The following is a 24442-nucleotide window of genomic DNA, read 5'->3' on the forward strand; positions in this document are numbered from 1 at the left end:
TTCTTACTAATGATTAAATGTTAGCCTTACCAAATACTGGAATGGAGCTCTCCCGTACTATCCGAGAAACTTTCAGATTCGATGCCCAAGGTATTTAACATACTTACAAAGAGATTGGACATGGGTTCCTCCCCAAACTTCTCGTACGACCCGTGCTTTAAGCCCATATTGGCCCCTCCAGCCAAGACCAAGGGGTAATTTACGGCATTGTGGGTTGTACTGCACGCACTTCCATAGAGAATCATGGTATTATCCAATAGGGAACCATGCTCATCATGGGTGTTTTTCATTCGATCTAGGAAATAGGCAAACTGTTTGGATAACCATTGATCGTAGCGACCCCACTCTTCCCAATGTCCCGTAGTCAGGTCGTGGCTAATGGTATGGTGTCCTTTGCTAAGGCCCAATGCCAGTTTTGGGAAGTTTTCTCCCAATCCAAGGCCATCTTCCCGAGCCATCATATAGGTCATTACCCGAGTCAAATCCACTTCCATGCCCAAAACCATAAGATCAAAGGTGGTCTTGATATAGGCTTCGGGATCTACTTTAACATCGGCGTTAAAGTTGATATGACCTGAATCGAAATCCTTCATAGGTATATCCAGCCACTGTTCATTGCGCTTCACTTGCTCTTCAACCGTGCTCAAGGAATGCATGTATTCATCCATTTTGGTCTGATCATGCTTTCCAAGCCGTCGATGCAATCGCTTGCTGTCCTCTAAAATCAGGTCAACAATTTTCTTGTCTTGCTGAATACTCTTTCTTCTTGCTTGGGTCGTTGCGCCACCCCCAGGGGCAAAATAACGCTCAAAGATTTCGCGGTGACGGTGCTCTGAAGGGATAGGTTTTCCTGACAGATCAAAAGATAAAGTAGAAACCCTTGACTTGTAACCAATTCCACCATCCGTGGAAAGGGCCAAATAAGGATATCGTGTATGCTTGCTAAATTTCTGGGCTACCAATTGATCCACAGAAATACTGTTCATGTATTCGCTTCCCCGCACATCGCCCCCTGTTAACCAGGTATCTCCGGCCAAATGCCCGAGCAAAGCTCTACTTCTTGGATGGCTCAGTTCACCAAGGATGGACATGTTTTCGCGATGACCCGCCAAGGGCATGAGCGATTGTGTAAACTCATAGTCTTTGCCTTCTCCCATGGGGAACCAGCTCCATTTCTTATGATAGGAACTCTCCACCGGAGGTAGTCCCACACCATTGGGAAAATACACAAAGCAAAGCCTCTTCATGGCTTCACTGCTGGTGTTGGTAGTTTTCATCATGCTACCCATGCCCATGGCTTCCATGTAGGGAATCATGCAGCTAACACCCAATCCTTTGAGAAATGTTCTTCGATCTAAATGCCAAGATTTTCGAGCCATAATCTAGTCTTTAAAAATCACCAATAAACGATTTACTTGTAATAATATGTTCAAATACCGATTGGAAACGATATCCGTCTTCACGCACAGCGCTCACAATCGATTCAATTTCCGGTTCGTCCACAAAGGTCACATCACGTCCTACTGCATAGGAGAATAAATGTTTGACCAAGGAACGTGTAAAGTCGTCTATTTTCTCATTTAAAATATACGCTTTTATTTCGTCAATTCCATCAACTACCTTACCATCAGGTAGTTCGGTTTTTACATCTATGGGATTTCCGTTGTTGGAAACCGTTTGAAAAAGTCCTACCGCATTGTAGTTTTCGAATACAATTCCAAAGGGATCAATCTTTTGATGACAATCCATACAGGACACCTTGTTTCTATGTAGGAACAGCTGTTCTTTTAAGGTCATTTTTTCAAATCCAGGAGTTTCCGGATCTAGTTCCGGTACATTTGGCGGTGGGTCTGGCGGCCTATCTCCTAAAATTCGAGAGCGAAGCCATACTGCCCTTTTAATAGGATGCGCTTGGGTTCCATCTGAATGTCCGCTTAAAAAAGAACCTTGGGAAAGCAATCCACCTCTTTTGGAATCAGGAGGTAAACTGACCGGTCTAAAATGGTTTCCCTTTACACCTTCTATCCCATAAAACTCAGCCAAATTCTGGTTCAACATGGCAAAGTCGGATTCTATCAGGTTGCCAATGTACATGTTGCAATTGAGCACATGATGTACAAAATGATAGGTTTCCTCGGACATATCCCGTTTTACAAATCGGCTAAAAGCCTCATATTCGTTTACATTGGTGCTCATGGTCTCATGGCGATCCAGTCGCAGCCATTCTTTGGAAAAATTGCGCACCATTTCCCAAATCTTATCGTCCTGCAACATCCGTTGCACCTGCTTTTTCAGTTCCTTCTTTTTGTGGAGTTTGCCCCTATCTGCCAGTGCCAGCAATTCTTGGTCTGGTGGGGAATCCCAAAGGAAATAGGACAAACGGGAAGCCAGGAAGAATTCGCGCTCATCATCAGAAGTCCCTTTTTCAGGTTCCGCCAAATAGATGAAGTTGGGGGAACAGAGTATGGCAACCAACACCTCCTTGACTCCATCTTCATAGCGATCATAGTCTTCCTTGATTGCTCTCCAAAATTCCATATATGTTTCCACTTCTCCCTTTTCCAAGGGTCTTCTGAAAGCCTTCTCCATGAAGCTGGAGAGTACTTGCGAGGTGTACTTCTCCCTATCAGCTATATCGGGGGAATCAAAAAATATGTCCGTATGACTTTTTGGAGGCCAAACCGGATGGTAGGGGGCTTCAAACTCAATTTCGTGAACTAAAAGCGGTGGCCCCGAATCACGATTGTCCTTAACCAGGTAATCGTTCCAAACCCCCATCCCCATGATATTGGCCAAAATTTCGGTTTCCAAAGTATCAATCACCGGAATAGGAAGATCTTCCAATCTGCCCTTAAAAATATATTGTCTTGGTTGGTCCGAGTTAATAACGTTTCTGAAATCATCAAAATTCTTGTAATCAATACCATCATCGGTACGTGTTCCTGCAAATACCCGCATTATTGGCGCCGCTAAATCGTATTTCAGCTTGCTTTCCTCTTCTTCGCTATCCAATTGAAGGGACACGGGATGATCGTCTGGAAATGGGGTGATGATCAGCTTTCCAAAACCTACAAAAAATCGTCCCCCTAGCTCCAAGTTGTGTTTTCCTTCTTCCAGATATGCCAAAGTCAATGGGGTTACCATGTCCATTCCGCCGTCTTCGGGTTCTACCAAATGCAGTCTTTCCTGTAAACGGAACTGATCTAATCTAAGCCCTATGGAAGGCATACCATCTTGAGCGGCATAGGGGTGGGTAAAGTCGATTTGGTAATATCCCGTCTTTGGAGCGACAAAGGTGGTTCTGGCAAAACTATAATTGGTCAAATCCTCTGAGACCAAATATTTTCCCTTTTTGATTAGGTTTCTCTTATCCTTAAATGCCCTATCGCCCAAGGTTATAGTACTCTCTATAGGCTCTGCGGGAACAGGTGTGCGGAGACTGATCAATCCCTCTTTTTTAACATGTTCCTGATACCCTTTGGAGGCCTTAACCCGGAATTCGAAATCTCCGTCCATGGGAAAGTAGTCCTTGACCAAAAGCTTCAAATTAGGTGAAGGACCCTGCCATGATTTTGGACTTACTTCTTTATGCGGTAATGCAGAATAAAGGATCACACCATCTTCCACTACCTCGTAGCGGTCCGCATGGGAACCTCGCATCCCTACCCCAACGTTCTTTTTGACTTCTGTAAAGTACGCTTCCTCAAGACTGTCTTTGGGTTGAATGGGCATGCCGTCTCCATCCAAGATGTCCACTATAAAATCGTCCGAATTGATGGGTGCACTTTGATATCCTCCAATCATTGCCGCTGGCAATTCTTCGCCTATGCCTTTTCCAAACTTAATCCGATAGTAGGTAGAGGCTGGTTTTTCGGTTGAAACAAAGGCTTTGTCCAGGGCTTCCCGTGCAATTTGTTTGTAGTATTCTATATGAAGGGCTGATGTTTGCAGTTCATGCCCATTATTACTGAAACCCATCTCGGATTTCTCATCATCGGGCAACACATCCCCAAAATCCACCGATACATTCAATAACTCGTTAAGTGAATTGGTATATTGTTTTTTGGTCAACCTGCGTATTACAGCCGCCTGACTTGATTTTTTAATCTTTATCGCATTCTGTACCGAAGCGGTAATCCAATCCACCAACATCCGCCGTTCTTCATCCGTAAGTTGCTCCTCATCCTCTGGGGGCATCTCACCACTATTGATCATATCCAGCATTCCACGCCACGTAGCAGCATCGGGTCCTTTGATTAAATCTGGATTTATACTGTCCAACCTTAAACCAGCTTTTTGTTCTTCAGGCCCATGGCATTGGACGCAGTATTTTTCAATTACCGGGCGGAGATCCTGTTCGAAATCGTAGGCACTTAGTGTTTTGTCCACCTTAGAATTATTCATGGCCACCAAGCCCTTTAGGGCATAGGGGTCATCACCAAAAAAAGTACGTACTTCCTGCGGAAGACTTTTGGTCAAATAATCTGAACCGTGGGTCAGGGAACCTCCATAATGGCCTGCAATACTAAGTAACACTACATTTACAAACAGTGACCATTGGTATATGGAAAACTTGCCTATTTTGTTGGGTAAATTTCTCTTGTGAAGCACATACAGCCAAATACTTAACACCGCGGTTGCCACGCCAAACCATTTGTGAAGCGTGAAAACATCACTACCATAACTTCCTGAGCCAGCCAGCAAGGTCCCGGCCAACACAGCAGGTATTGCTGTTATGACAATGAACTTAAGCACCACTCCACGTATGGGCCCCATATGGGACTTGGGAACTATGATTTCAAGGATAAAAAGACACAATAAGGCCCCAATGGGCAAATGCACAATCAATGGGTGGAATTTTCCAAAAAAGTCCAAAAGCCAATGGGCATCACCCTGGAAGGGTAACAATGGTATTGCGATAAGAATTACAGATAATAATACAGCCTTAAAGACCAAATTATTGTCTTTCATGTAGTAGCTAGCTTAGAGGTTTGACCAAAAATTTTTAATCCTTTGGCATCCAAAGGATGCAACATGTAGACAAATCTAGTTCATCAAAGCCGTAGGATTCTCCTAAAAATTTGCTTTTTTCGATACTTTAATTGCACTATTCTGCCAAATAGCCAAAGTTTTAACAAAAAAATACGGTTATTGGCTCCTATTGTAGAAGTTGTTTGGAGGCGCCTGGAGCCTTAAATTATTTCAAATTATTCAAAATAAAATCCAAAGTGGAATTGGTATTCAGTTTTTGCTGAAAGGATATGCTTTTGTGCGAAATGGGCTGGGCCAACCCCAAAGTCCTCAAATACCTGATCATCTCCTCATCCTCCAAGGCCACCTTTCCGGAAAGAAGAATATCAAGACTCTCTTCCTTTTGATATCGTTTGTATATTTTCCGTAGCCCACTCAAATACAAACGATCTTTGGTGAATCCTCCTCCCCTATGTGCCCGCAAGGTAATTCCGAAAGCTTCGTCCCTGTTTAGTTTGTATTGCCCATGAATCAAATCGAAGGTATCCGCAAATGAATAGCCCTTGATCAAACTATCCGCCGCCAATACACGATATGACAATTCCTTCAGTCGCATTAAGGTCAACGCCCCGCCCATATATTCACTGAACACTGCCAAGCCCTCTTGGGTTTCCACATTTTTGGGAAGACCATTGGAAAAAATCTTTAAGGGCTGCAACAACCCATTAAAGGTTGTGACCAAATGCACCCCGATCTCATGGTTAGATAATGTAAGCAGTTGATTTTTACTGAATTTGATGTTCTTCCGAATCAAAAGGGATTGGGAACTGTTGCTGACCATGGCCTCAGCGGCAATGTGGGTAGAAAATTTAATGTTTAGCGGAAAACTATATTGGTGCGAAAACTCTTCAAAATACGCCCTTGCCTCCTCTGCGGAATACACTTTCTCCATATCGGAAGAGCTTGGTTCATCTTCATAGTGCAGTATATACCTTGCATTCTGAACATCCCTCTCAGTGGGAGTTCCGTAGACCCGCAGGGAATTATAGTAAAACTTTTTGCTTTTCCCAATGGTCTCAATGCATTGGATCATATTGGAATAGTGATAAATCACCTCCTGATACAATTGTCTGATCCGCTCATCCTTGATTCGCTCCAACCGCTGCGAAAAGAACAAACGGTGCAACTTATAGGGGTCAAACTTTAATTTTGGATACTTGAAGTCCGGGTTTTGTGAAAACTTGGAAGCAAAAAAGCGTTGTTTCTCCTTTTCAATGTTCAAGGGATTGATATAACTCAAAAGTTCAATCCTACGCACCAACCGATCAAGGTTTGCATCAATTTCAAAAAGATTGCTATACTCTTTTTCCAGTCGTTTTATTTCCTGCGTCCCAATCATGCAGAGGCTTTTTCAAATTCTTTGACCAGTTCGGGTATTAAAACCTTCAGCTGCTCTTCTACCGATTTCACCACTTCGGGAAAAATAACTCCCGTGAGTTCGTCACAATAGATTTTGGAGATTTCGGTCGCTAAAACTAAGGTATTTTCGAAGTTTTGGGTGATATATTTTAAAAAATGCCCGTTTCCATAGAAGGTATCATTCATTTTGGCAGTGGTTTGAATACCATTGGGCAACTTCATGGATTCCAACTTGGATCTCCAGCTTTCCACAAGGGAGCCATATCTTTCCATATCAATATTGGTAGTTCCCAAATTCCAAACCGGCACTTCCCTGTCCCAACGTTTCCAGTTGTAGCTGTGCATATCAAAAACCACAACATCCTTGAACTCTTTCCCCAGTTTGTCTATCAATGCATGGACAACTCGATAGAAATTGTGATGTTTGGCAAGGCTTTTCTCTTTTTCCTCCTTGGGCAGTTCCCTTTTCCAAAGCTGTTTGCCCCAGGCCGTGTCAAAAATTGCAGTTTCCGGAGGACGATTTAAGTCGTATTCAAAGCGACTGTCACATCCAGAAATTAGAATGGGAAAAGTTTGCACCATTTCTTGGGTGCATGGATCCTCTTCATACCATCTTTCATATTCGGTATGCAAGCAATTATCCCAAAGTGATCGTCTGAATTGATGGCCGTCATGAACAGCTCCACAGACAAAGGGAACGTATTTGTCAATTTTTATGGTAAAGGAATAATCTTGGGCCACAGCTTCAAAACATGCTCCACCCTCAATTAGAAGTATAATATCATCAACGGTTCGCTTATGCATTTTCAACCTCGCTTCGTAGTCGTGACCTTCTGTCAAAAGCTTGGAGTTTATCCAAAACCTTGCTTTCCACAAAATCAATGACCTTGCACTGTATCTTGGTTTTGTACACCTTGTTCATATAAGTAATGCCGCCAGGGGACATGACATTGACCTCAACCAATTTACCACCAATGACATCAATTCCCACAAAATAAAGTCCGTCATTGACCAGTTTTGGGCCAATCTGCTTGCACAAGGCTTTTTCCTGTTTGGTCAACGTATGTTTGGCCACAGAACCCCCTGCAGAAACATTGGACCGGTGGTCATCCGAACCTGGAATACGCCGCATGGCACCAATTGGTTCCCCGTTCAAAATCAAGATTCTTATATCACCCTGATCCGCCCCTTCAATATATTCTTGAAGAATCACATAGTTGGACGTGCCATCGGAGTTGGTCACGTAAAAATCCAACAGGGATTTGATATTGGACATTGCTGATTTTTCAATCAAAATGACACCTGATCCGCCAAAACCATTCAATGGCTTCAATATCATCTTATCAGCATGTGACTCTTTAATCTGCTGCACCAAATACCGTTTGTTTTTGGAGACATGCGTAGCCGGAATAATGTTGCTATGGCTATCGCCAAAGGCTGCGGTATATAGTTTGTTGTTGGCTTCGCGAAGGCCTTGAAGGGAATTCATAATAAATACATCGTCCTTTACCGAATCCAAAAAGTTCAACATTAAAGGGTCAAGAGGTGGATTTGCGCGCATAAAAATCACATCAAAACCAGCCAAGGGCAACATTTCCACTCTAGTGGAAGCTTGCTTGTAAAATGTTTTTTGACTACTAGACACCTTTTCCATCCTATTGATTACCGTACAAAAAGCACTGGTAACACTGTTCCGAATGGTAAGGTTGGCGGGAGTGCAGATTGCAACACCGTGGTTGCGCTTAACACATTCATGAATCAGGGCCAGACTGGTGTCAGTTTCCGGCTCTATCTCATCCCAAGGATACATTAAAAAACAGATATTCATAGCAGCTTATTTTGACAGTTTATCTTACTTCATCCAAATGATCGTCCCATTCTTTTACATTGGGTTTACCCAGTTTCCCCACCGACTTTGCAACCAACATGGATACAGTTGCATCCCCAGTAATATTAACAACGGTTCTAAACATATCTAAGGGGCGATCCACAGCAAAAATCAATGCTAATCCAATGGCAAACTTTTCTGGAGGGAAACCTACAGACTCCAAAACAATAACCAACATGACCATCCCTGCGCCAGGGACAGCGGCGGTACCTATGGAGGCCAAAAGTGCAGTCAACACAATTGTTAACTGTGAAGAGAGTGGTAAATCAAATGCCAAAGCTTGGGCAATAAAAACGGCTGCTACTCCCTGATACAAACTTGTTCCATCCATATTGATGGTAGCGCCAACAGGCAAAACAAAACTGGAAACTTCTTTGTCAACGCCAATATGTTCTTCTACCCTTTCCATGGTCACAGGAAGTGTTGCAGCACTAGAACTGGTTGAAAAAGCCAACAATTGGGCTGGACTCATCTCCTTGAGGAACCAAAATGGGTTCTTTTTAGTAAAAACTGCCACCAAAATTGAATAAAAAACAATCATGAATAGCAAGCCTAGTACCACTACCCCAGCATACTTTAACAATGCAATCAGCAGTTCAGGGTCACCAGCAGATACAACCACACTTGCCAATAATGCAAAAACTGCAAATGGAGCCACCAGCATGATTAAATCTACCATCTTCAGAACAACATCATTAAGTGAGTCAAAAAAATCCTTCAAAGGTTTTGCCCTTTCCTCGCCAATGAGTAAGAGGGAAATTCCCAAAAATATAGTGAAGAAAATAACCTGTAACATTAACTTGTTATTGCTCATTGCCGCCACTGCGTTATCAGGAACCATGTCCTCCAAAAACTGCAAGGGGCCCAGGTTCTTCTGTGCATCTGCGGTATCCTGTATTGTCTGGACTTCCTGTCCAGTCGCGTAGGTATCAGTAAGTTTGGTAATTGTTTCTTCAGAAATTCCTTCACCTGGCTGAATCAAATTCACCAATAGAAGACCCAAAACGATGGCCACAATCGTGGTACACATATAAATTCCGATGGTTCTCAGGCCTATATTCCTAAACTTCGAAATATCTTTTAAATCTGAAATTCCTTTGACCAAGGAAGCTAAGATTAAAGGTATTGCAATAAGCTTGAGTAATTTGACGAAGATGGTCCCAAAAGGCTTTATCCAATCGGTAACAAATGTTGTACCTCCATTTACACCGGTCATTGCAAATCCAAAAATCAGACCCAATAGCATTCCAATTAGGATCTGCCAATGCAGTTCTAGTTTACGCATACGTATGTTTTAGGAAAGTAAGATACTATTTTGGCTGGAATTGCCCTAACCTCAAAATTAGATTTTGTTGGAACGGGCCAAAAGCATGTAATCGGCCAAAACCAAGGCGGCCATGGCTTCGACTATTGGCACCGCACGGGGTACAACACAAGGGTCGTGCCTTCCTTTACCTTGCGTAGTCACTTTTTCCCCTTCTTTGTTGATGGTCTCATAGGCTTGGAGCACTGTTGCAACGGGCTTGAATGCCACATTGAAGTAGATATCCATTCCGTTGCTGATTCCACCTTGAACCCCTCCACTACGATTGGTTGTTGTGGTACCATCTGAATTGAAAGCATCATTGTGCTGGCTTCCTTTCATTTGTACGCCTTCAAAACCACTGCCATATTCAAAACCCTTGACGGCATTGATGGACAGCATGGCCGCTCCCAAGGTGGCGTGTAATTTATCAAAGACAGGTTCTCCCAAACCAATAGGTACATTTTGGATGACGCAGCTCACTACCCCGCCAATGGTATCACCCTCTTTTTTGATGGATTTGATATAATCTTCCATCTTTTGTGCCATTTCCATGTCCGGACAGCGTACTGGATTGGTGTCAATTTTGGATAAATCCAATGCGTTGTAGTCCTTTTCCAATTTCATTTCTCCCACTTGGGAAACATAGGCGTTTATCTTGACCCCATTTAAAAGCTGCTTGGCAATGGCTCCTGCCACTACCCTACTTGCAGTCTCCCTAGCGGAGCTCCTACCGCCTCCCCTATAATCACGGAAACCATATTTTTTATCATATACATAATCGGCGTGGGATGGCCTATAGGAATCCTTGATATGTGAATAGTCCTTGGATTTTTGGTTTGTGTTGTGGATGGCAAAACCTATGGGAGTTCCCGTGGTCTTTCCTTCGAAAATTCCAGAATAAAACTCAACGGTATCCGGCTCCTTTCGTTGGGTAACAATAGCTGATTGGCCTGGTTTTCTGCGGTCAAGTTCATTTTGGATTTGTTCCAAATCCAAGCTAATCCCTGCCGGACAGCCATCAATTACCCCACCAAGTGCCTTGCCATGTGATTCACCAAAAGTTGTTAGTCTAAAGAGTTGTCCAAAGCTATTACCTGCCATCTATCGTAAAAATCTAAAAGCCTCAAAGGTAGCTGTTATTCCGCTTAATCAAAAACAGCTTAGCCAGTTAACCTATATGTAACAGATGGGGGGTCAAATTCATGTTTTCTTAACGATATACTCATAAATTCTTGATTTAGAATTGATTTTCAGTTTATTCCCACAAACTTATTTTGCAGCTAAACCTCCACTGCATTGAAAAAAAGGAAGATTGAACTCGCAGTAATCTCGGATGTACACCTTGGCACCTACGGTTGCCACGCCGATGAACTTATCGCATACCTCAACAGTATCCAACCCAAAAAGCTGGTCTTAAACGGGGACATCATAGATATTTGGCAGTTTAGCAAGCGCTACTTTCCAGCCTCACATTTAAAAGTTCTTAAAAAGCTCATTGGCATGGCGTCCAAGGGTGTAGAAGTTTTCTATATCACTGGAAATCATGATGAAATGCTCCGTAAGTTCAGTGATACTTCAATGGGGAATTTTAAAATCATGAACAAGCTGGTGCTGAATCTGGATGGGAAAAAGGCTTGGATTTTCCATGGCCATGTTTTTGATATGTCCATCCAAAATGCCAAATGGCTGGCCAAATTGGGTGGCTACGGTTACGATTTACTGATATTGATCAATAGTTTTGTCAATTGGTGCCTGGCTAAAATGGGCCGAGAAAAGTATTCCCTGTCCAAACGCATCAAAAATGGAGTAAAAAGTGCAGTAAAATACATCAACAATTTTGAGCGTACTGCAGCAGACCTGGCCATTGAGAATCATTACGACTATGTAATTTGCGGGCACATCCATCAACCCAAAAAAGAACGCTACGAAAACAAATACGGCAGTTGTGTCTATCTCAACTCAGGGGACTGGGTGGAAAATCTGACCGCGCTTGAATACTCCTTTAAAAGATGGCGGATTTACCATTATAACCACGACCGTCTTTCTCCTTTCTTTGTGGATGAGGATTTGAAAGATATGGACATGAATGAACTCATTGCCTCCATCACCGATCAGAATGTGGATGCCGAGATTTCAGAACTGGAGGGTGGTCCTGAAATCACGGACGTTCCCGAAAAAGCCAGGGATTTAGACGATCAAAGCTTTACGCAGGATTGAAACTGGATGTTCTGCATCCCTGTCCGTTCCATCCTTTATTTGATGTCTGCAACTGGTACCATTGGCGGCAATAAGAGTTTCTTTCCCGCTTTTTCGAACTGAGGGGAACAACTTTAATTCCCCCACCTGCATACTGGTCTTGTAGTGTTCTTTCTCATACCCAAAAGAACCTGCCATCCCACAGCAACCCGAGGGGATTATGGCAACCTCATAGTTTTTGGGGAGATTCAGGATATCAAACGTCACTTTCTGATTGGAAAGCGCTTTTTGGTGACAATGACTATGGATTTTGACCTGTTTTTTATCCTGGGTGAAACTGTCCGCGGTAACAAACCCATTTTCAATCTCCGAGGCCAGGAATTCCTCAATTAAAAAAGAATGGGATGCCAGTTTTTCCAGAAGCTCTTTACGAGGGCTCAGGCGTTTGTACTCATCCCTGAACGATAAAATGGCTGAAGGCTCCAAACCTACTATAGGAGTATTTTCTTCAACTATTGGTTCCAATTCTTCCAGATTCTTTGCTGCCAGTTTTTTTGCCTGTTTTAGAAAACCTTTGGACAAATAGGTTCTACCGCTTTCTGCATAATGCAGTTGTACATCGTAACCCAATTTGCACAATAACTCAATAGCGTCCTGCCCTACCTCAATATCCAGATATCTGGTAAACTCATCCAAGTACAGCACCACCTTTTTCCCCTTTTTGTCCTGGGCTTCCCTGAATTTATTGAGATGGCCATTAAAATTGACTTTATGCACAGGCGGGAAACTACGCTCCTTGGCCACTCCAGTAACCGATTTCAACAATCCTCCCAATATTTTGGATTTATAGACTGCATTGGTGAGGCCGGGAAAGGTGCTGCCCAGAGCGGTTAATTTGGTATTGTATGCAAAGAGTTTGCTTCGAAAGGAATACCCGTTATTCTCCTGGTATTGATATAAGAACTCCGCCTTTAACGCCGCCACATCAACATTACTGGGACACTCACTTGCACAGGCCTTGCAGCTTAAACACAAATCGAATACTTCTTTCAGCTCCTGATGGTCAAAACGATTGGGTTTGTCGGAATGCGTCAAAAATTCCCGTAGGGTATTGGCCCTCCCCCTAGTTGTATCCTTTTCATTTTTGGTGGCGTGGTAACTGGGGCACATGCCGCCCTTCATATTGTGACTCTTTCTACAATCCCCACTTCCGTTGCATTTTTCGGCAGCTTTCAATATCCCTTCGCTATCCGAAAAATCCATAAGTGTCTCCACTTCTGGTTCGTCGCGATTTACTTCATATCGAAGGGATTCATCCATTGGGAATGCATCCACGATTTTCCCTGGATTGAAAATATTATTGGGGTCAAAGGTGGATTTTAATCTTTTCAGCAATTCATAATTTTCATCACCGATCATCATGGGAATAAACTCGGCTCTCACAATCCCATCTCCATGTTCCCCACTAAAGCTTCCCTTATATTTCTTGGTCAGATGAGCCACGTCCGTAGTAATGGAACGGAACAATTTGACATCCTCTGATTTCTTTAAATTCAATATGGGTCTCAGGTGCAGTTCCCCTGCTCCAGCATGGGCGTAATACACAGCCTCTTGCCCATAACCCTTCATGATGTCTGTAAACTCCGCAATAAAATCTTTTAAATCGTCCAAAGCCACCGCAGTGTCTTCAATACAGGCAACAGCCTTTCTGTCACCAACCATGTTGCCAAGCAGTCCCAATCCCGCTTTTCTCAATTCAATGGCCTTGGCGATATCATCTCCTTTAAGAACAGGACTGGCATAGCTCAAACCCGATTCTTCTATGGTTTGCAAAAGCGAATCCAATTGCTGCTGCAATTCTTTTTCAGAATTTGCTTTGACCTCCAACATTAATATTCCGGCTGGATCGCCATCCACAAAAAAACGGTTGGCCAATTGTGCCCGGTTGTTTTTGGTACAATCCAAAATCACCTTGTCCATCATCTCACAAAGATGTAGGCTATGCTTCATCACGGGTGCTACATCGGCCAAGCAGTCTTCCAAAGTATGATAATGTGTGGCTACCATGGCCGCAAATGGTGGTGGTAGATCATCCAATTGCAAAGTCACTTCAGTGGTGAAGGCCAATGTTCCTTCACTTCCGGAGAGCAGTTTGCTCAAATTAAAATCCTCGGGATCCGACCCAAAAAGATTGTTATTCAAAAGTTCATCCACGGCATATCCCGTGTTTCTTCTATGGATGCTAGGGTGGGGAAACTCCTTTCTGATACGCTCTTGATTTTCAACATTACCAAGCTCGGTATCCAAGAATGCATAGATTTCACCTTCTTTGGATTGTTCCTGTTTTTTTTGGAGGAATTCATCCTTACCCAAGGATGAAACTGAAACTTCACTCCCATCAGCCAACAAACATTGCATGGCAACAACTTTATCCCGGGTTACTCCGTATTGGATAGAAGTGGTCCCTGACGAATTGTTCCCCACCATACCCCCGATCATACAACGGTTGGATGTGGAAGTGTTGGGTCCAAAAAATAGTCCGAATGGTTTCAAATAGAGATTTAGTTCGTCCCTGACTACCCCAGGTTGCACCCTAACCTGCTTTTTATCCTGATCAAGATGAACAATTTGGGTAAAATGTTTGGAAACATCCACAACAATTCCGTCCCCAACACATTGACCCGCAAGGGAGGTGCCGGCAGTTCTGGGAATCAAACCCACCTTTTGATCGTTGGCAAAGGCAATTAAAACCTGAATGTCCTTGGTTGTTTTTGGGTAGGCCACCGCCAAAGGTAATTTCCGATAAACGGATGCGTCGGTGGCATAAAGTGCCCTGCTTAAACCATCAATTTGAAGTTCCCCTTCCAGTTGTTCGGCCAGGGTTGTGAATAAAGATTTTTCCAATCTGGAACAATTTTTGGTCTCCTACTCAGTTTTAATGTCAAAAAGAAGTACAAAACTATCTTTAATTTTTAACTAAACGAGAAACTTATGAGGATTACCACATTATTTATCGGACTTTTTGCGTTTGCAACGACCATGGTCAGTGCACAAGACATCTCTGAGCATGCCCTAGGATTGCGTTTGGGTGACAGTGATGGATTTGGAGCGGAAATTTCGTATCAAAAATCAATAGGCAGATATAACAGAGCTGAATTTAACCTGGGTTGGAGGGACAGCCGAGCCTTTGATGCGTTTAAATTATCTGGGGTGTACCAGTGGGTGCACCAATTGGATGGGAATTTTAACTGGTACTACGGTGTTGGTGGCGGATTGGGCAGTGTTGATTTTGATGCCGTTCCCGGAGGTGATGACAATGATGGACTTTTTGTTTTTGCCGCCGGAGATATCGGAATAGAATACAATTTTGACATCCCGCTCTTACTTTCCTTGGATTTTAGACCTGAAATTGGCCTTATTGGCTACGATGGTTTCGACAACGATTTTGATTTTGACATAGCGCTGGGTATACGCTATCAGTTCTAATCAATCTTTCTTGGATAAACAGGCCTTTAGCTTTCATTTAAAGTTAAGGGTCTTTTTTATGCCGCAAGGATTGAATACCTTAGCGGCTAAATTTGATAGAATGAAAAAAATATTGACCATCGGTTTGGGCCTGGCATTCCTAGTTGCGTGCAATTCCAATCCGGAAGGATTTACATTAAATGCTACTGTTACCGGTGAATTGGACAATGGTACCCGAGTTTTCCTAAAAACTGCGGATACCCTTAACAAATTGGTGGATGTGGATACCACTACAGTGGAAAACGGGTCTTTCACCTTCTCTGGTATACAGAACGAGCCCCAATTGCATTACATTACTTTGGAAACTGCGATGGGCAATATCCCCTTGGTTTTGGAGAACGGGAAAATTCAGGTAAATTTTCAAAAGGATAGTATGAATTTTGCCAAGGTAAAGGGAACCCCCCAAAACGAATTGTTCATGTCGTTTTTGGATGAATCCAGGGAACTTTCCAATCGAGCAAGATCTATGCAGAATGATATGCGAACTGCATCTCAACAACGCGACACAGCAACTGTTTCCGCCCTTCGGGAAGAGTATATCGAGTTCCAAGACGATGTAAAAAACTTTAACATCCAATTTGCCAAGGATAACCCAAGTGCTTTGATTTCTGTTTTGATCATTAACAACCTTATGATGGGCAAAGTAATACCACATGATGAGGTCAAAGCTCTTTTTGATGGGCTGACTCCTGAAATGAAGGCTTCAAATCCAGGTAAAAAGCTTCAAGAACAATTGGACAATGCCAAAAGCACAGAAATTGGTGGGGTTGCACCAGAGTTTTCGGCCCCCACACCTGAAGGAAACCTATTGGCTTTAAGTGATGTAAAAGGAAAATTGACCTTGGTGGATTTTTGGGCTGCCTGGTGTAGACCTTGTAGAGCGGAGAATCCAAACATAGTGAACGTATACAACAAATACCATGATAAAGGATTAAACATCATTGGGGTGTCTTTGGACACACGCGCTGAGGATTGGACCAAGGCCATAGAAGCTGACGGTCTGGCGTGGAACCATATTTCCAACCTAAAGCGCTTTCAAGACCCAGTGGCTAGATTGTATAACATCAATGCCATTCCAGCGGCCTTCCTGATTGATGAAAACGGGGTGATTGTAGCCAAAGATCTTAGAGGTCCTGCCTTGGAACAAAAAGTAGCCGAGTTATTGAACTAGCTTAGGCAAATAAATAAGAAAATATAAAGGCCGAAGCTATTGCTTCGGTTTTTTTGTGTCCTGATTCCACTTATATTTTTCCCATTTTCTCCAAGACGAAAAGAATGGCAATGGGAATGGCGAGTAAAATCACAGTAAAGGTTTCGGTAATTAAAAGGTCCGGCTTGAATAGAAGTACAGAGGCATATCCCCCAATGGCTCCTCCAAAGTGTGCGGAATGACCAATATTTCCCATTCGGCTTTTCATTCCATAAATGGAATACAGCATGTATCCAATCCCTAGGGCGTAGGCAGGAAATTCAAAAGGGATAAAAACAAATTGCAAGGGCATATCCGGATTCAAAAGAATGGCGGCGTATAAAATACCCGTGACCGCACCGCTGGCGCCAACCGCACTGTAATAAGGCTCATCTTTATGGAAAAAAAGGGCCAAAAGACTCCCTCCCAACAGACTTATAAAGTAGATGATCAGGAACTTTCCGGGGCCAAACCAATTGATGACCACATTGGCAAAGAAATAGAGGGTGAACATGTTGAAAAACAAATGTGACATATCCACATGAAGAAATCCAGAAGTGATCGTTCGGTCCTTCTGTCCAGCTTTTATTCCTCCTATACTGAACTTATATCGATCAAAAAAAGCATCATCATTAAATCCCTTTAGGGACACTAAAACATTGGCTACCATAATGGCTATGGTCACAGCATGTAAATTGTGCATGAACAAAAAGGTTTGGACTCAAATATAGCTATATTTGCGCACAAGAATTACGTATGCAGCTGGTTGTTTTTATACTTGTTTATCCCCTACTCTGGCTGGTTTCCAGACTTCCTTTCAAAGCACTTTACTTCCTTTCGGATGGTGTTTATGTTATCCTATATCGGCTGGTCGGCTATCGGAAAAAAGTGGTGCGCGCCAACCTGGCTTTGGTGTTTCCCAACAAATCAGAACTTGAACGAAAAACCATAGAAAAGAAATTCTACAAGCACCTTTGCGATATGTTCCTGGAAATGATCAAGACCATGGGCATTTCCAATGAACAACTCCAAAAAAGGTTCACCTTTACCAATCCAGAAGTGCTGCATCAATTGGAAGAAAAAAAGCTGAGTGTTATGCTTATGTTTCCGCACTACGCCAGTTGGGAATGGGTCATTGCATTGGACAAACATATCGCTTCAAAAGGCTATGCCATCTATCAAAAAATTGGAAATAAGTATTTTGATAAGTTGATCAGGGATATCCGACAAAAATTTGGCACTACCCTAATATCTACCAAAGACACCAAAGAAATTGTGGCCAACAACAAAGAGCAAGGACAATTGAGTATGTATGGGATACTGAGTGACCAATCCCCCATGATCAAGAAAACCCATCTTTGGACTCCTTTTATGGGGATTACCGTACCTGCACATACGGGTGCCGAGTTCCTCTGCAAAAAATTGAACCTGCCTGCGGTTTATCTTAAGGTGACCAAATTAAAACGCGGCCACTATCAAGGCTCGTTCAAGTTGTTGTCTGAAAACCCTGAGATGCTTCCAGATTTTGAATTGACCAAAGCTTTCTTGAAGGAAGTGGAAGCATCCATCTATGAAGCCCCGGAATTCTATTTTTGGACCCACAAAAGATGGAAACACAAGGATAAGGTGCCTATGGAGTTTAAAAACATCTAATACAGAATGGCTGGCAAAAAGAAAAGGTTTCTAAAACGTAAGATTCTTGGTTTTTTGATTCTTACCTACCTTCTTTTCGCACATTCCTGTATGACCATGCGAACCTCATCCAAGGATACCTCGATTTATTTTGAGGAACATAAAACCACATTTTCCGAACAAACAATTACTATTCAAGACAGGGAACTGCACTATATACAGACAGGAAAAAAAGATGCACCCACCCTGGTTTTCATACATGGTTCACCAGGTAGCTGGGACGCGTATAAAGCCTACCTTTCCGATACCACCTTGACAAGTCAATTTAGGCTCATTGCACCCGATCGCCCTGGTTTTGGAAAAAGCGGATTTCGAAAGAGTCTGGCGCTCAAACCCCAAGCGGTATTGCTAAATGAACTATTGTCCCGATTGGATTATGGGAAGCCCATTACACTCATCGGGCATTCTTATGGAGGCCCTCTTATCGTACAAATGGCTTTGGAAAAGCCAGAACTATTTGACAATCTGGTTATACTGGCAGGAGCCTTGGACCCCGATGCTGAAAAGCCTGAAAAATGGCGAAAACCCCTTACCTGGATTCCCTTAAAATATTTGGTCCCGGGTGCATTAAAGCCTTCCAATGATGAGCTTTGGATGCTGAAGGAAGATTTAAAACATTTGAAACCCAGGCTCCGAAATCTAAAAACGCCAACCCTTATTATGCATGGTACGGAGGATCAATTGGTTCCCTATCAGAATGTATCCTTTATGCAAAATCACTTTACCCAGGTGGACAGCTTAAAGGTCATGCCCATCGAAAATGAAAACCATTTTATTGTTTGGAACCAGGAGCAATTGGTTAAAGATGCCCTACTAAGCTGGGTACGAAGTGATTAAAACCTTCTATTGATGAGTTCAACAAAGTTGTTGGTCTAAATTTGATGGAAATGCCATTCGTATTCCCTATACTTCTTTCATGGAAATACTATCAATACTCTTGGAAGAATTACTTGGTTTCCTAGGCATAACACAAGTCCTGGAGATCTTAAAATCTGGTGATTATAGCGCCTTTAGGACCTACGATGGGATTGCATCCCTGATTTACCCCATAATTCCCCTGTTGCTGTTGTTGGAGCTGGTTGTTGGTTTAATCTATAAAAAGCCACAAATCAAGGTGTACAAGGTCAACTTCCTCATTTATATCTTCAATCGGTTTGTGGGACGTTTTATCTCCATAGCCATGGTTGCCTTTTGCATTGGACTGTTCAGCGCCTATGCCCCTTTTAAAACGTCCAACACTTGGTACTGGTTCCTGTATGCCTATGTGGTGTGGGAGTTTGGACATTTCATCTACCATTATCTAGGTCATAAGGTGCGGCTTTTTTGGTGTTTGCATTCCACCCACCATGCCCCAGAAGAAATGAATCTTTCCGTAACCCATGCCCATTTTTTCTTGGAAGCGCCCTATGCGGACACCATCCGTACCACAGTTTGCATTTTGGCGGGAGTTCAACCTGAAATGTTATTTACGGTAATGTTCATTGATGGAACCTATGGCGCCTTTATCCATATTGGGGAAAACATGATCAAGGATGCCCGTTTCGGCTTTTTGAACAAACTGATGCTCACCCCATCACACCACAGGGTTCACCACGCAAGAAACCCTTTGTACATGGACACCAACTTCTGCAATCTGCTGAACATTTGGGACAAAGTATTTGGAACGTATCAAGAAGAACAAAGAGGTGTGGAAACTGAATATGGCATTACCCGCAAAATGGATTCAGGCAGCTTTATGGATGTCTATTTCGGAGAAATTGTGGCTTTGGCCAAAGATGTTGCAAGGGCGCCTGGAATTGCCAACAAGATTCGGTATTTGATCATGCCTCCAGGCTGGAGTCATACCGGCGAGCATAAAACCGCCAAACTGGTTCGTAGGGCGTATCTAGAGAACAGATAGCTCCGATAAAATTTTCCTAAAGTTTGGTCAATCACTGTTTTGTTTCCTAAATTGAACCTAATTCAAAAACCAAAAAATGAAACAGTTAGTATCAACCTTGCTGCTGCTTTGCGTCGCAATTTCCTTCGGACAAAAAGACAAAGCAGTTAATCCAGAAATTATTGATGCCATCAAAAATGACGTGTGGATTCCTTTTATGGAATCGTACAATGAGCTTAATTCCAACAAGCTAAAATCTGTCCACTCCCAGGAAATTGTTCGGGTGACGATAGACGATAACGAGATTAAATCCGGAGAGGGTTATTTGGAGTACTTTGGCCAATTTTTGGACGTTGTAAAGAAAAAAGGTGGTAAAGTGGCCATTGCCTTTGCCATCTTGTCCACAGCCATTGATGAAAGCGAGGAAATGGCTTATCAAACAGGCTACTACCGTTTTAGCTCATTGGGAAAAGACGGTGAGGAAATGGTGGTTCGCGGATACGGGTATTTCAACGTAGGCTTGAAACTGGAAGATGATGGCTGGAGAATCTGGTTGGATTCCGATAAAAAAGCCGACATCTCGGATTCTGAATTCAGCAAGCAAAAAACCCTTTATGAAATGGATGGGCCTTCCTAGGCCAGTCCCGCCACTTCCTTGATTTCACCTATAATCCGGTCTGCGAGCGCGTCCGCATCAGATTGGGATTTGGCTTCCGTATAGATTCGGATGATGGGTTCCGTATTCGATTTTCTGAGGTGCACCCAATTTTCCGCAAAGTCGATTTTAACTCCATCCACAGTGGAGACTTCTTCGTCTTTGTACTTATCATGCATAGCGCTCAGCAGGGCGTCCACATCAAGTTCAGGTGTCAATTGAATTTTCTTTTTGCTCATGAAGTAGCTGGGATAGCTTGCCCTTAGTTCTGCTACTGTACCTCCGCGCTCGGACATCAGCATCAAAAACAAAGCAGTGCCCACTAGAGCATCCCTTCCATAATGACTTTCCGGATAAATGATTCCCCCATTACCTTCGCCGCCAATGATGGCATTATTGGCCTTCATCTTGGTAACCACGTTCACCTCCCCAACGGCTGCTGCTTCATACGAGCCACCATGTTTTTCCGTAACATCCCGAAGCGCTCTTGTTGAGGACAGATTGGAAACCGTATTTCCTTTGGTTTTTCCCAGTACATAATCCGCACAAGCAACCAAGGTGTACTCCTCGCCAAACATTTCCCCATCATTACTTATAAAAGCCAAACGATCCACATCTGGGTCTACCACTATTCCAAAATCGGCATTCTCCTTGACAACCAAATCGCAAATGTCCCCCAAATGCTCCTTAAGTGGTTCTGGATTATGTGGAAAATGGCCCGTAGGGTCGCAGTATAGCTTAACCACTTCCACGCCCAATGCTTCCAGCAGTTTGGGAATGGCAATTCCACCTGTAGAATTGACCCCATCAACCACTACTTTAAACCCGCCCCTCTTAATTACCTCTTTATCTACCAAGGACAGATTAAGAACTTCATCAATATGGATATCTATATAGGCATCGTTGTTGGTCACCGTCCCCAAATCGTCAACATCCGCAAATTCAAAGTCTTCAGCTTCAGCCAATTCCAAAATACGTGCGCCTTGTTCGGCATCCAAAAACTCTCCTTTCTCATTCAACAATTTCAACGCATTCCATTGTTTGGGGTTGTGGCTTGCAGTTAGAATAATTCCTCCATCAGCCTTTTCCAAAGGGACCGCAATCTCAACTGTGGGTGTTGTGGACAAACCTAAATCAGTAACATCTATCCCGAGACCTACGAGGGTAGAGACCACTAAATTCTGGATCATTTCCCCGGATAAACGGGCATCCCTCCCAATTACAACGGTCAATTTATCTTTTCCGGAATATTGCTTCAACCAAGTTCCATAGGCAGCAGCAAATTTGACTGCGTCAATGGGGGTTAAATTGTCATTGGTGGATCCTCCAATGGTTCCTCTAATGCCTGAAATTGATTTGATGAGCGTCATAATTGTTAAAAAGTTTTTGCAAATATAAAAGGCTGGTTTAGATTCCGTGTTTCGAATTCGTAAATTTCACATTCAATACTTTTTAGTGAATTTTCTGGCCCATATTTATCTTTCCTTTGATGACCCTGAGATTACCTTGGGGAATTTCTTTGCGGATCATATTCGCGGCAACAAATACAAACATTTTCCAGAGCGAATCCAAAAAGGGATTTTGCTTCATCGGGAAATAGATACGTATACGGATGCCCATCCCATTGCCAAGGAAAGCAGCAAAAGACTGCATAAGAATTACAGCCATTATAGTAGGGTCATAGTTGATATATTTTATGACCATTTTTTAGCCAAAAATTGGGCCAATTACTCCGAAGTGCCACTGGAAGATTATGTGGAACGATTTTATGACCTCTTAGAAGACAATTATGCCATACTTCCGTTGTCCACACAGCGAATGATGCCCTTCTTGATTGCAGATAATTGGCTGCTCAGCTATGCCGATTTGGATGGGATTTCCAAGGTACTTGATGGCATGAATCGGAGAACAAAGAACAAATCCCGCATGAACTTTGCCATCTTGGACTTGGAGGTGCATTACGAAGCCTTTGAAAATGAATTCACCCGTTTTTTTGAAGAATTGATTACCTTTTCCCGACATAAATTCAAATCCCTATGCGAAGACTAATTTTAGCGCTCCCACTCTTACTTTTTATCCATTGTAAACAACAACCCGCAGCTCCCACTGGATTGGTCACCGAAAAAGCCATGGTAGTCTCCGCACGTGAAGATGCCTCGCGAATTGGTTCCGAAGTAATGCAAAAAGGTGGAAATGTTTTTGATGCCATGGTCGCCACAGAGTTGGCGTTGGCCGTGGCTTATCCCTATGCCGGCAATCTTGGTGGTGGTGGATTTATGGTCTATCGAAAAAACAACGGAGAAATTGGCGGCATCGATTATCGGGAAAAAGCTCCCCTGTCTGCCCATAAGGACATGTATTTGGACTCTCTGGGCAATGTAATTCCTGACATGAGCACCTTGGGCGCAACAGCGGTGGGCGTACCTGGAACGGTGGCGGGAGTATTTGCCGTCCATGAGAAATTCGGTTCCCTCCCCATGGAGGAATTGATAAAACCAGTAATAGCGCTAGCTAAAAGAGGAGTGGTGGTTACCGAAAAGCAAGCGAAACGCATTGGGAGATATCGCGAAAAATTTATGGCAGTCAACGGAGATAGCACCAAGTTTGCCCAAGAATTTAAGCCTGGGGATACGATCAAATATCCGGAGTTGGCCAAAACGTTGACCATCATTATGGAAAATGGAAAAGATGGGTTCTACAAAGGGGAAGTTGCTGAAAAGTTAGCTGGTTTTATCCAGGAAAAAGGAGGTTTTATTACCGTGGAAGACCTTGGAAAATATGAAGCCAAATGGAGAGATCCTGTTGTTTTTGACTACAAAGACCTCCGTATGATCTCCATGAGTCCCCCTAGTAGTGGCGGGGTGACCATCAATCAGATTTTTAAGATGATTGAGCCACATGAGATTGGAAAATATGGGCATAACTCGGCAGAAGCCATTCAGCTTTTCACAGAAGCGGCCCGACGAGCTTATGCGGATAGAAACTTTTTTTTGGGCGACCCTGATTTTGTGGATATCCCGTTGAATATACTTCTAGACGACGAATATTTACAAGAACGCATGAAGAATTTCAGTTTTGAACAGGCTACCTTGTCAGCTGATGTGGGTCACGGAGCAGTTGAAATCGTGGAAAGTTCCGAAACCACCCATTATTCCATCATTGATGCCGAGGGCAATGCCATATCGGCCACAACGACCCTTAACGGTGGGTTCGGCTCCAAACTTTATGCTGCCGAACTCGGATTCTTTCTCAATAATGAAATGGACGATTTTAGTTCCAAACCCGGAGTGCCCAATATGTTTGGACTTATTGGTGCCGAAGCCAATAGTATTGCTCCCGAAAAAAGAATGCTGAGCAGCATGACCCCAACCATCGTGGAAAAGGACGGGAATTTGTTCATGGTTGTGGGAACTCCAGGTGGCTCCACCATAATAACAGCGGTTGCACAAACCATTTTGAATGTACATGAATTCAATTTAAGTATGCAGGAAGCGGTAAATGTCCCAAGGTTTCATCATCAATGGCTGCCAGACCATATAACCTTTGAACCCAATGGTTTTCCTGAAGCGTTAATCAATGAGCTCAAATCCAAAGGATATGTGATCAAAGAAGATAGGACACCTGTAATTGGGAAGGTAGATGCCATTCGAGTATTACCAGACGGGAAATTGGAAGGTGGTGCCGATCCCCGGGGAGATGATATGGCCGTTGGGTTCTAGTTT

General features: G+C 43.1%; 19 protein-coding genes. 9 read left to right on the forward strand and 10 right to left on the reverse strand.

Annotation, left to right across the window (positions count from 1 at the left end):
• Positions 1-26: 26 nt before the first annotated feature.
• From ACRHOZ_RS00615 to aroC, 7 genes are all read right to left on the reverse strand, one after another.
• Positions 27-1379: a DUF1552 domain-containing protein gene (locus ACRHOZ_RS00615; RefSeq protein ID WP_431121242.1), complete on the reverse strand. Its 1353-nt coding sequence runs from the start codon at positions 1377-1379 to the stop codon at positions 27-29.
• A 10-nt stretch (positions 1380-1389) separates the two neighbouring features.
• Positions 1390-4971: a DUF1592 domain-containing protein gene (locus ACRHOZ_RS00620; RefSeq protein WP_431121244.1), complete on the reverse strand. Its 3582-nt coding sequence runs from the start codon at positions 4969-4971 to the stop codon at positions 1390-1392.
• 226 nt (positions 4972-5197) lie between these two features.
• Entirely contained in the window at positions 5198-6370 is a 1173-nt protein-coding gene (locus tag ACRHOZ_RS00625; protein WP_431121246.1) for a flavohemoglobin expression-modulating QEGLA motif protein, read from the reverse strand.
• A complete protein-coding gene (locus tag ACRHOZ_RS00630; RefSeq protein WP_431123303.1) occupies positions 6367-7194 on the reverse strand; it encodes an N-formylglutamate amidohydrolase in 828 nt (275 codons plus the stop codon). The genes ACRHOZ_RS00625 and ACRHOZ_RS00630 overlap by 4 nt, the downstream gene beginning before the upstream one ends.
• Positions 7187-8218 carry a glutathione synthase gene (gene gshB, locus ACRHOZ_RS00635; protein ID WP_431121248.1) on the reverse strand — a complete coding sequence of 344 codons (1032 nt, stop codon included), beginning with the start codon at positions 8216-8218 and terminating at the stop codon, positions 7187-7189. Before gshB ends, ACRHOZ_RS00630 begins: the two co-directional genes overlap by 8 nt.
• Positions 8219-8237: 19 nt before the next feature.
• A complete protein-coding gene (locus ACRHOZ_RS00640; protein ID WP_431121250.1) occupies positions 8238-9563 on the reverse strand; it encodes a dicarboxylate/amino acid:cation symporter in 1326 nt (441 codons plus the stop codon).
• Positions 9564-9620: 57 nt separating this feature from the next.
• On the reverse strand, positions 9621-10685 hold the full coding sequence (gene aroC, locus ACRHOZ_RS00645; RefSeq protein ID WP_431121252.1) for a chorismate synthase: 1065 nt from the start codon (positions 10683-10685) through the stop codon (positions 9621-9623).
• Positions 10686-10880: 195 nt separating this feature from the next.
• Here aroC and ACRHOZ_RS00650 point away from each other — a divergent pair, with 195 nt between their 5' ends.
• Positions 10881-11801: a UDP-2,3-diacylglucosamine diphosphatase gene (locus ACRHOZ_RS00650; RefSeq protein WP_431121254.1), complete on the forward strand. Its 921-nt coding sequence runs from the start codon at positions 10881-10883 to the stop codon at positions 11799-11801.
• Here ACRHOZ_RS00650 and ACRHOZ_RS00655 read toward each other — a convergent pair.
• Positions 11772-14684 carry an FAD-binding and (Fe-S)-binding domain-containing protein gene (locus ACRHOZ_RS00655; protein WP_431121256.1) on the reverse strand — a complete coding sequence of 971 codons (2913 nt, stop codon included), beginning with the start codon at positions 14682-14684 and terminating at the stop codon, positions 11772-11774. The two genes, ACRHOZ_RS00650 and ACRHOZ_RS00655, sit on opposite strands and share 30 nt — an antisense overlap.
• 87 nt (positions 14685-14771) lie before the next feature.
• Here ACRHOZ_RS00655 and ACRHOZ_RS00660 point away from each other — a divergent pair, with 87 nt between their 5' ends.
• The gene (locus ACRHOZ_RS00660; RefSeq protein WP_420399800.1) at positions 14772-15266 is read left to right on the forward strand and encodes a hypothetical protein; all 495 of its coding nucleotides are present in this window, start codon (positions 14772-14774) and stop codon (positions 15264-15266) included.
• A 100-nt stretch (positions 15267-15366) separates the two neighbouring features.
• Entirely contained in the window at positions 15367-16476 is a 1110-nt protein-coding gene (locus ACRHOZ_RS00665; RefSeq protein ID WP_431121258.1) for a redoxin domain-containing protein, read from the forward strand.
• 70 nt (positions 16477-16546) lie between these two features.
• On the opposite strand, the gene ACRHOZ_RS00670 is transcribed toward ACRHOZ_RS00665, so the two are convergent.
• Positions 16547-17197 (reverse strand): rhomboid family intramembrane serine protease, encoded by a 651-nt coding sequence (locus tag ACRHOZ_RS00670; protein WP_420399802.1) that lies wholly within the window; start codon positions 17195-17197, stop codon positions 16547-16549.
• Positions 17198-17250: 53 nt separating this feature from the next.
• Here ACRHOZ_RS00670 and ACRHOZ_RS00675 point away from each other — a divergent pair, with 53 nt between their 5' ends.
• The 4 genes from ACRHOZ_RS00675 to ACRHOZ_RS00690 all read left to right on the forward strand — a co-directional run bounded on the left by ACRHOZ_RS00675 (position 17251) and on the right by ACRHOZ_RS00690 (position 20702).
• Entirely contained in the window at positions 17251-18147 is an 897-nt protein-coding gene (locus ACRHOZ_RS00675; protein WP_431121261.1) for a lysophospholipid acyltransferase family protein, read from the forward strand.
• A gap of 6 nt (positions 18148-18153) precedes the next feature.
• Positions 18154-19023 carry an alpha/beta fold hydrolase gene (locus tag ACRHOZ_RS00680; protein ID WP_431121263.1) on the forward strand — a complete coding sequence of 290 codons (870 nt, stop codon included), beginning with the start codon at positions 18154-18156 and terminating at the stop codon, positions 19021-19023.
• 79 nt (positions 19024-19102) lie between these two features.
• A complete protein-coding gene (locus tag ACRHOZ_RS00685; protein ID WP_431121265.1) occupies positions 19103-20086 on the forward strand; it encodes a sterol desaturase family protein in 984 nt (327 codons plus the stop codon).
• A 76-nt stretch (positions 20087-20162) separates the two neighbouring features.
• Entirely contained in the window at positions 20163-20702 is a 540-nt protein-coding gene (locus tag ACRHOZ_RS00690) for a YybH family protein (protein WP_431121267.1), read from the forward strand.
• Here the strand turns inward: ACRHOZ_RS00690 and glmM are convergent.
• Complete coding sequence (gene glmM / locus ACRHOZ_RS00695; RefSeq protein WP_431121269.1) at positions 20699-22090, reverse strand: phosphoglucosamine mutase; 1392 nt, start codon at positions 22088-22090, stop codon at positions 20699-20701. The genes ACRHOZ_RS00690 and glmM overlap by 4 nt on opposite strands.
• Positions 22091-22175: 85 nt before the next feature.
• Here glmM and ACRHOZ_RS00700 point away from each other — a divergent pair, with 85 nt between their 5' ends.
• Both ACRHOZ_RS00700 and ggt read left to right on the forward strand, forming a co-directional pair.
• On the forward strand, positions 22176-22769 hold the full coding sequence (locus ACRHOZ_RS00700; protein ID WP_420399808.1) for an ACP phosphodiesterase: 594 nt from the start codon (positions 22176-22178) through the stop codon (positions 22767-22769).
• Positions 22757-24439: a gamma-glutamyltransferase gene (ggt, locus tag ACRHOZ_RS00705; RefSeq protein WP_431121271.1), complete on the forward strand. Its 1683-nt coding sequence runs from the start codon at positions 22757-22759 to the stop codon at positions 24437-24439. The genes ACRHOZ_RS00700 and ggt overlap by 13 nt, the downstream gene beginning before the upstream one ends.
• The last annotated feature ends 3 nt before the right edge of the window (positions 24440-24442 follow it).

It is taken from the genome of Flagellimonas flava (genome assembly GCF_050617915.1).
Classification (GTDB): Bacteria; Bacteroidota; Bacteroidia; order Flavobacteriales; family Flavobacteriaceae; genus Flagellimonas; species Flagellimonas flava_A.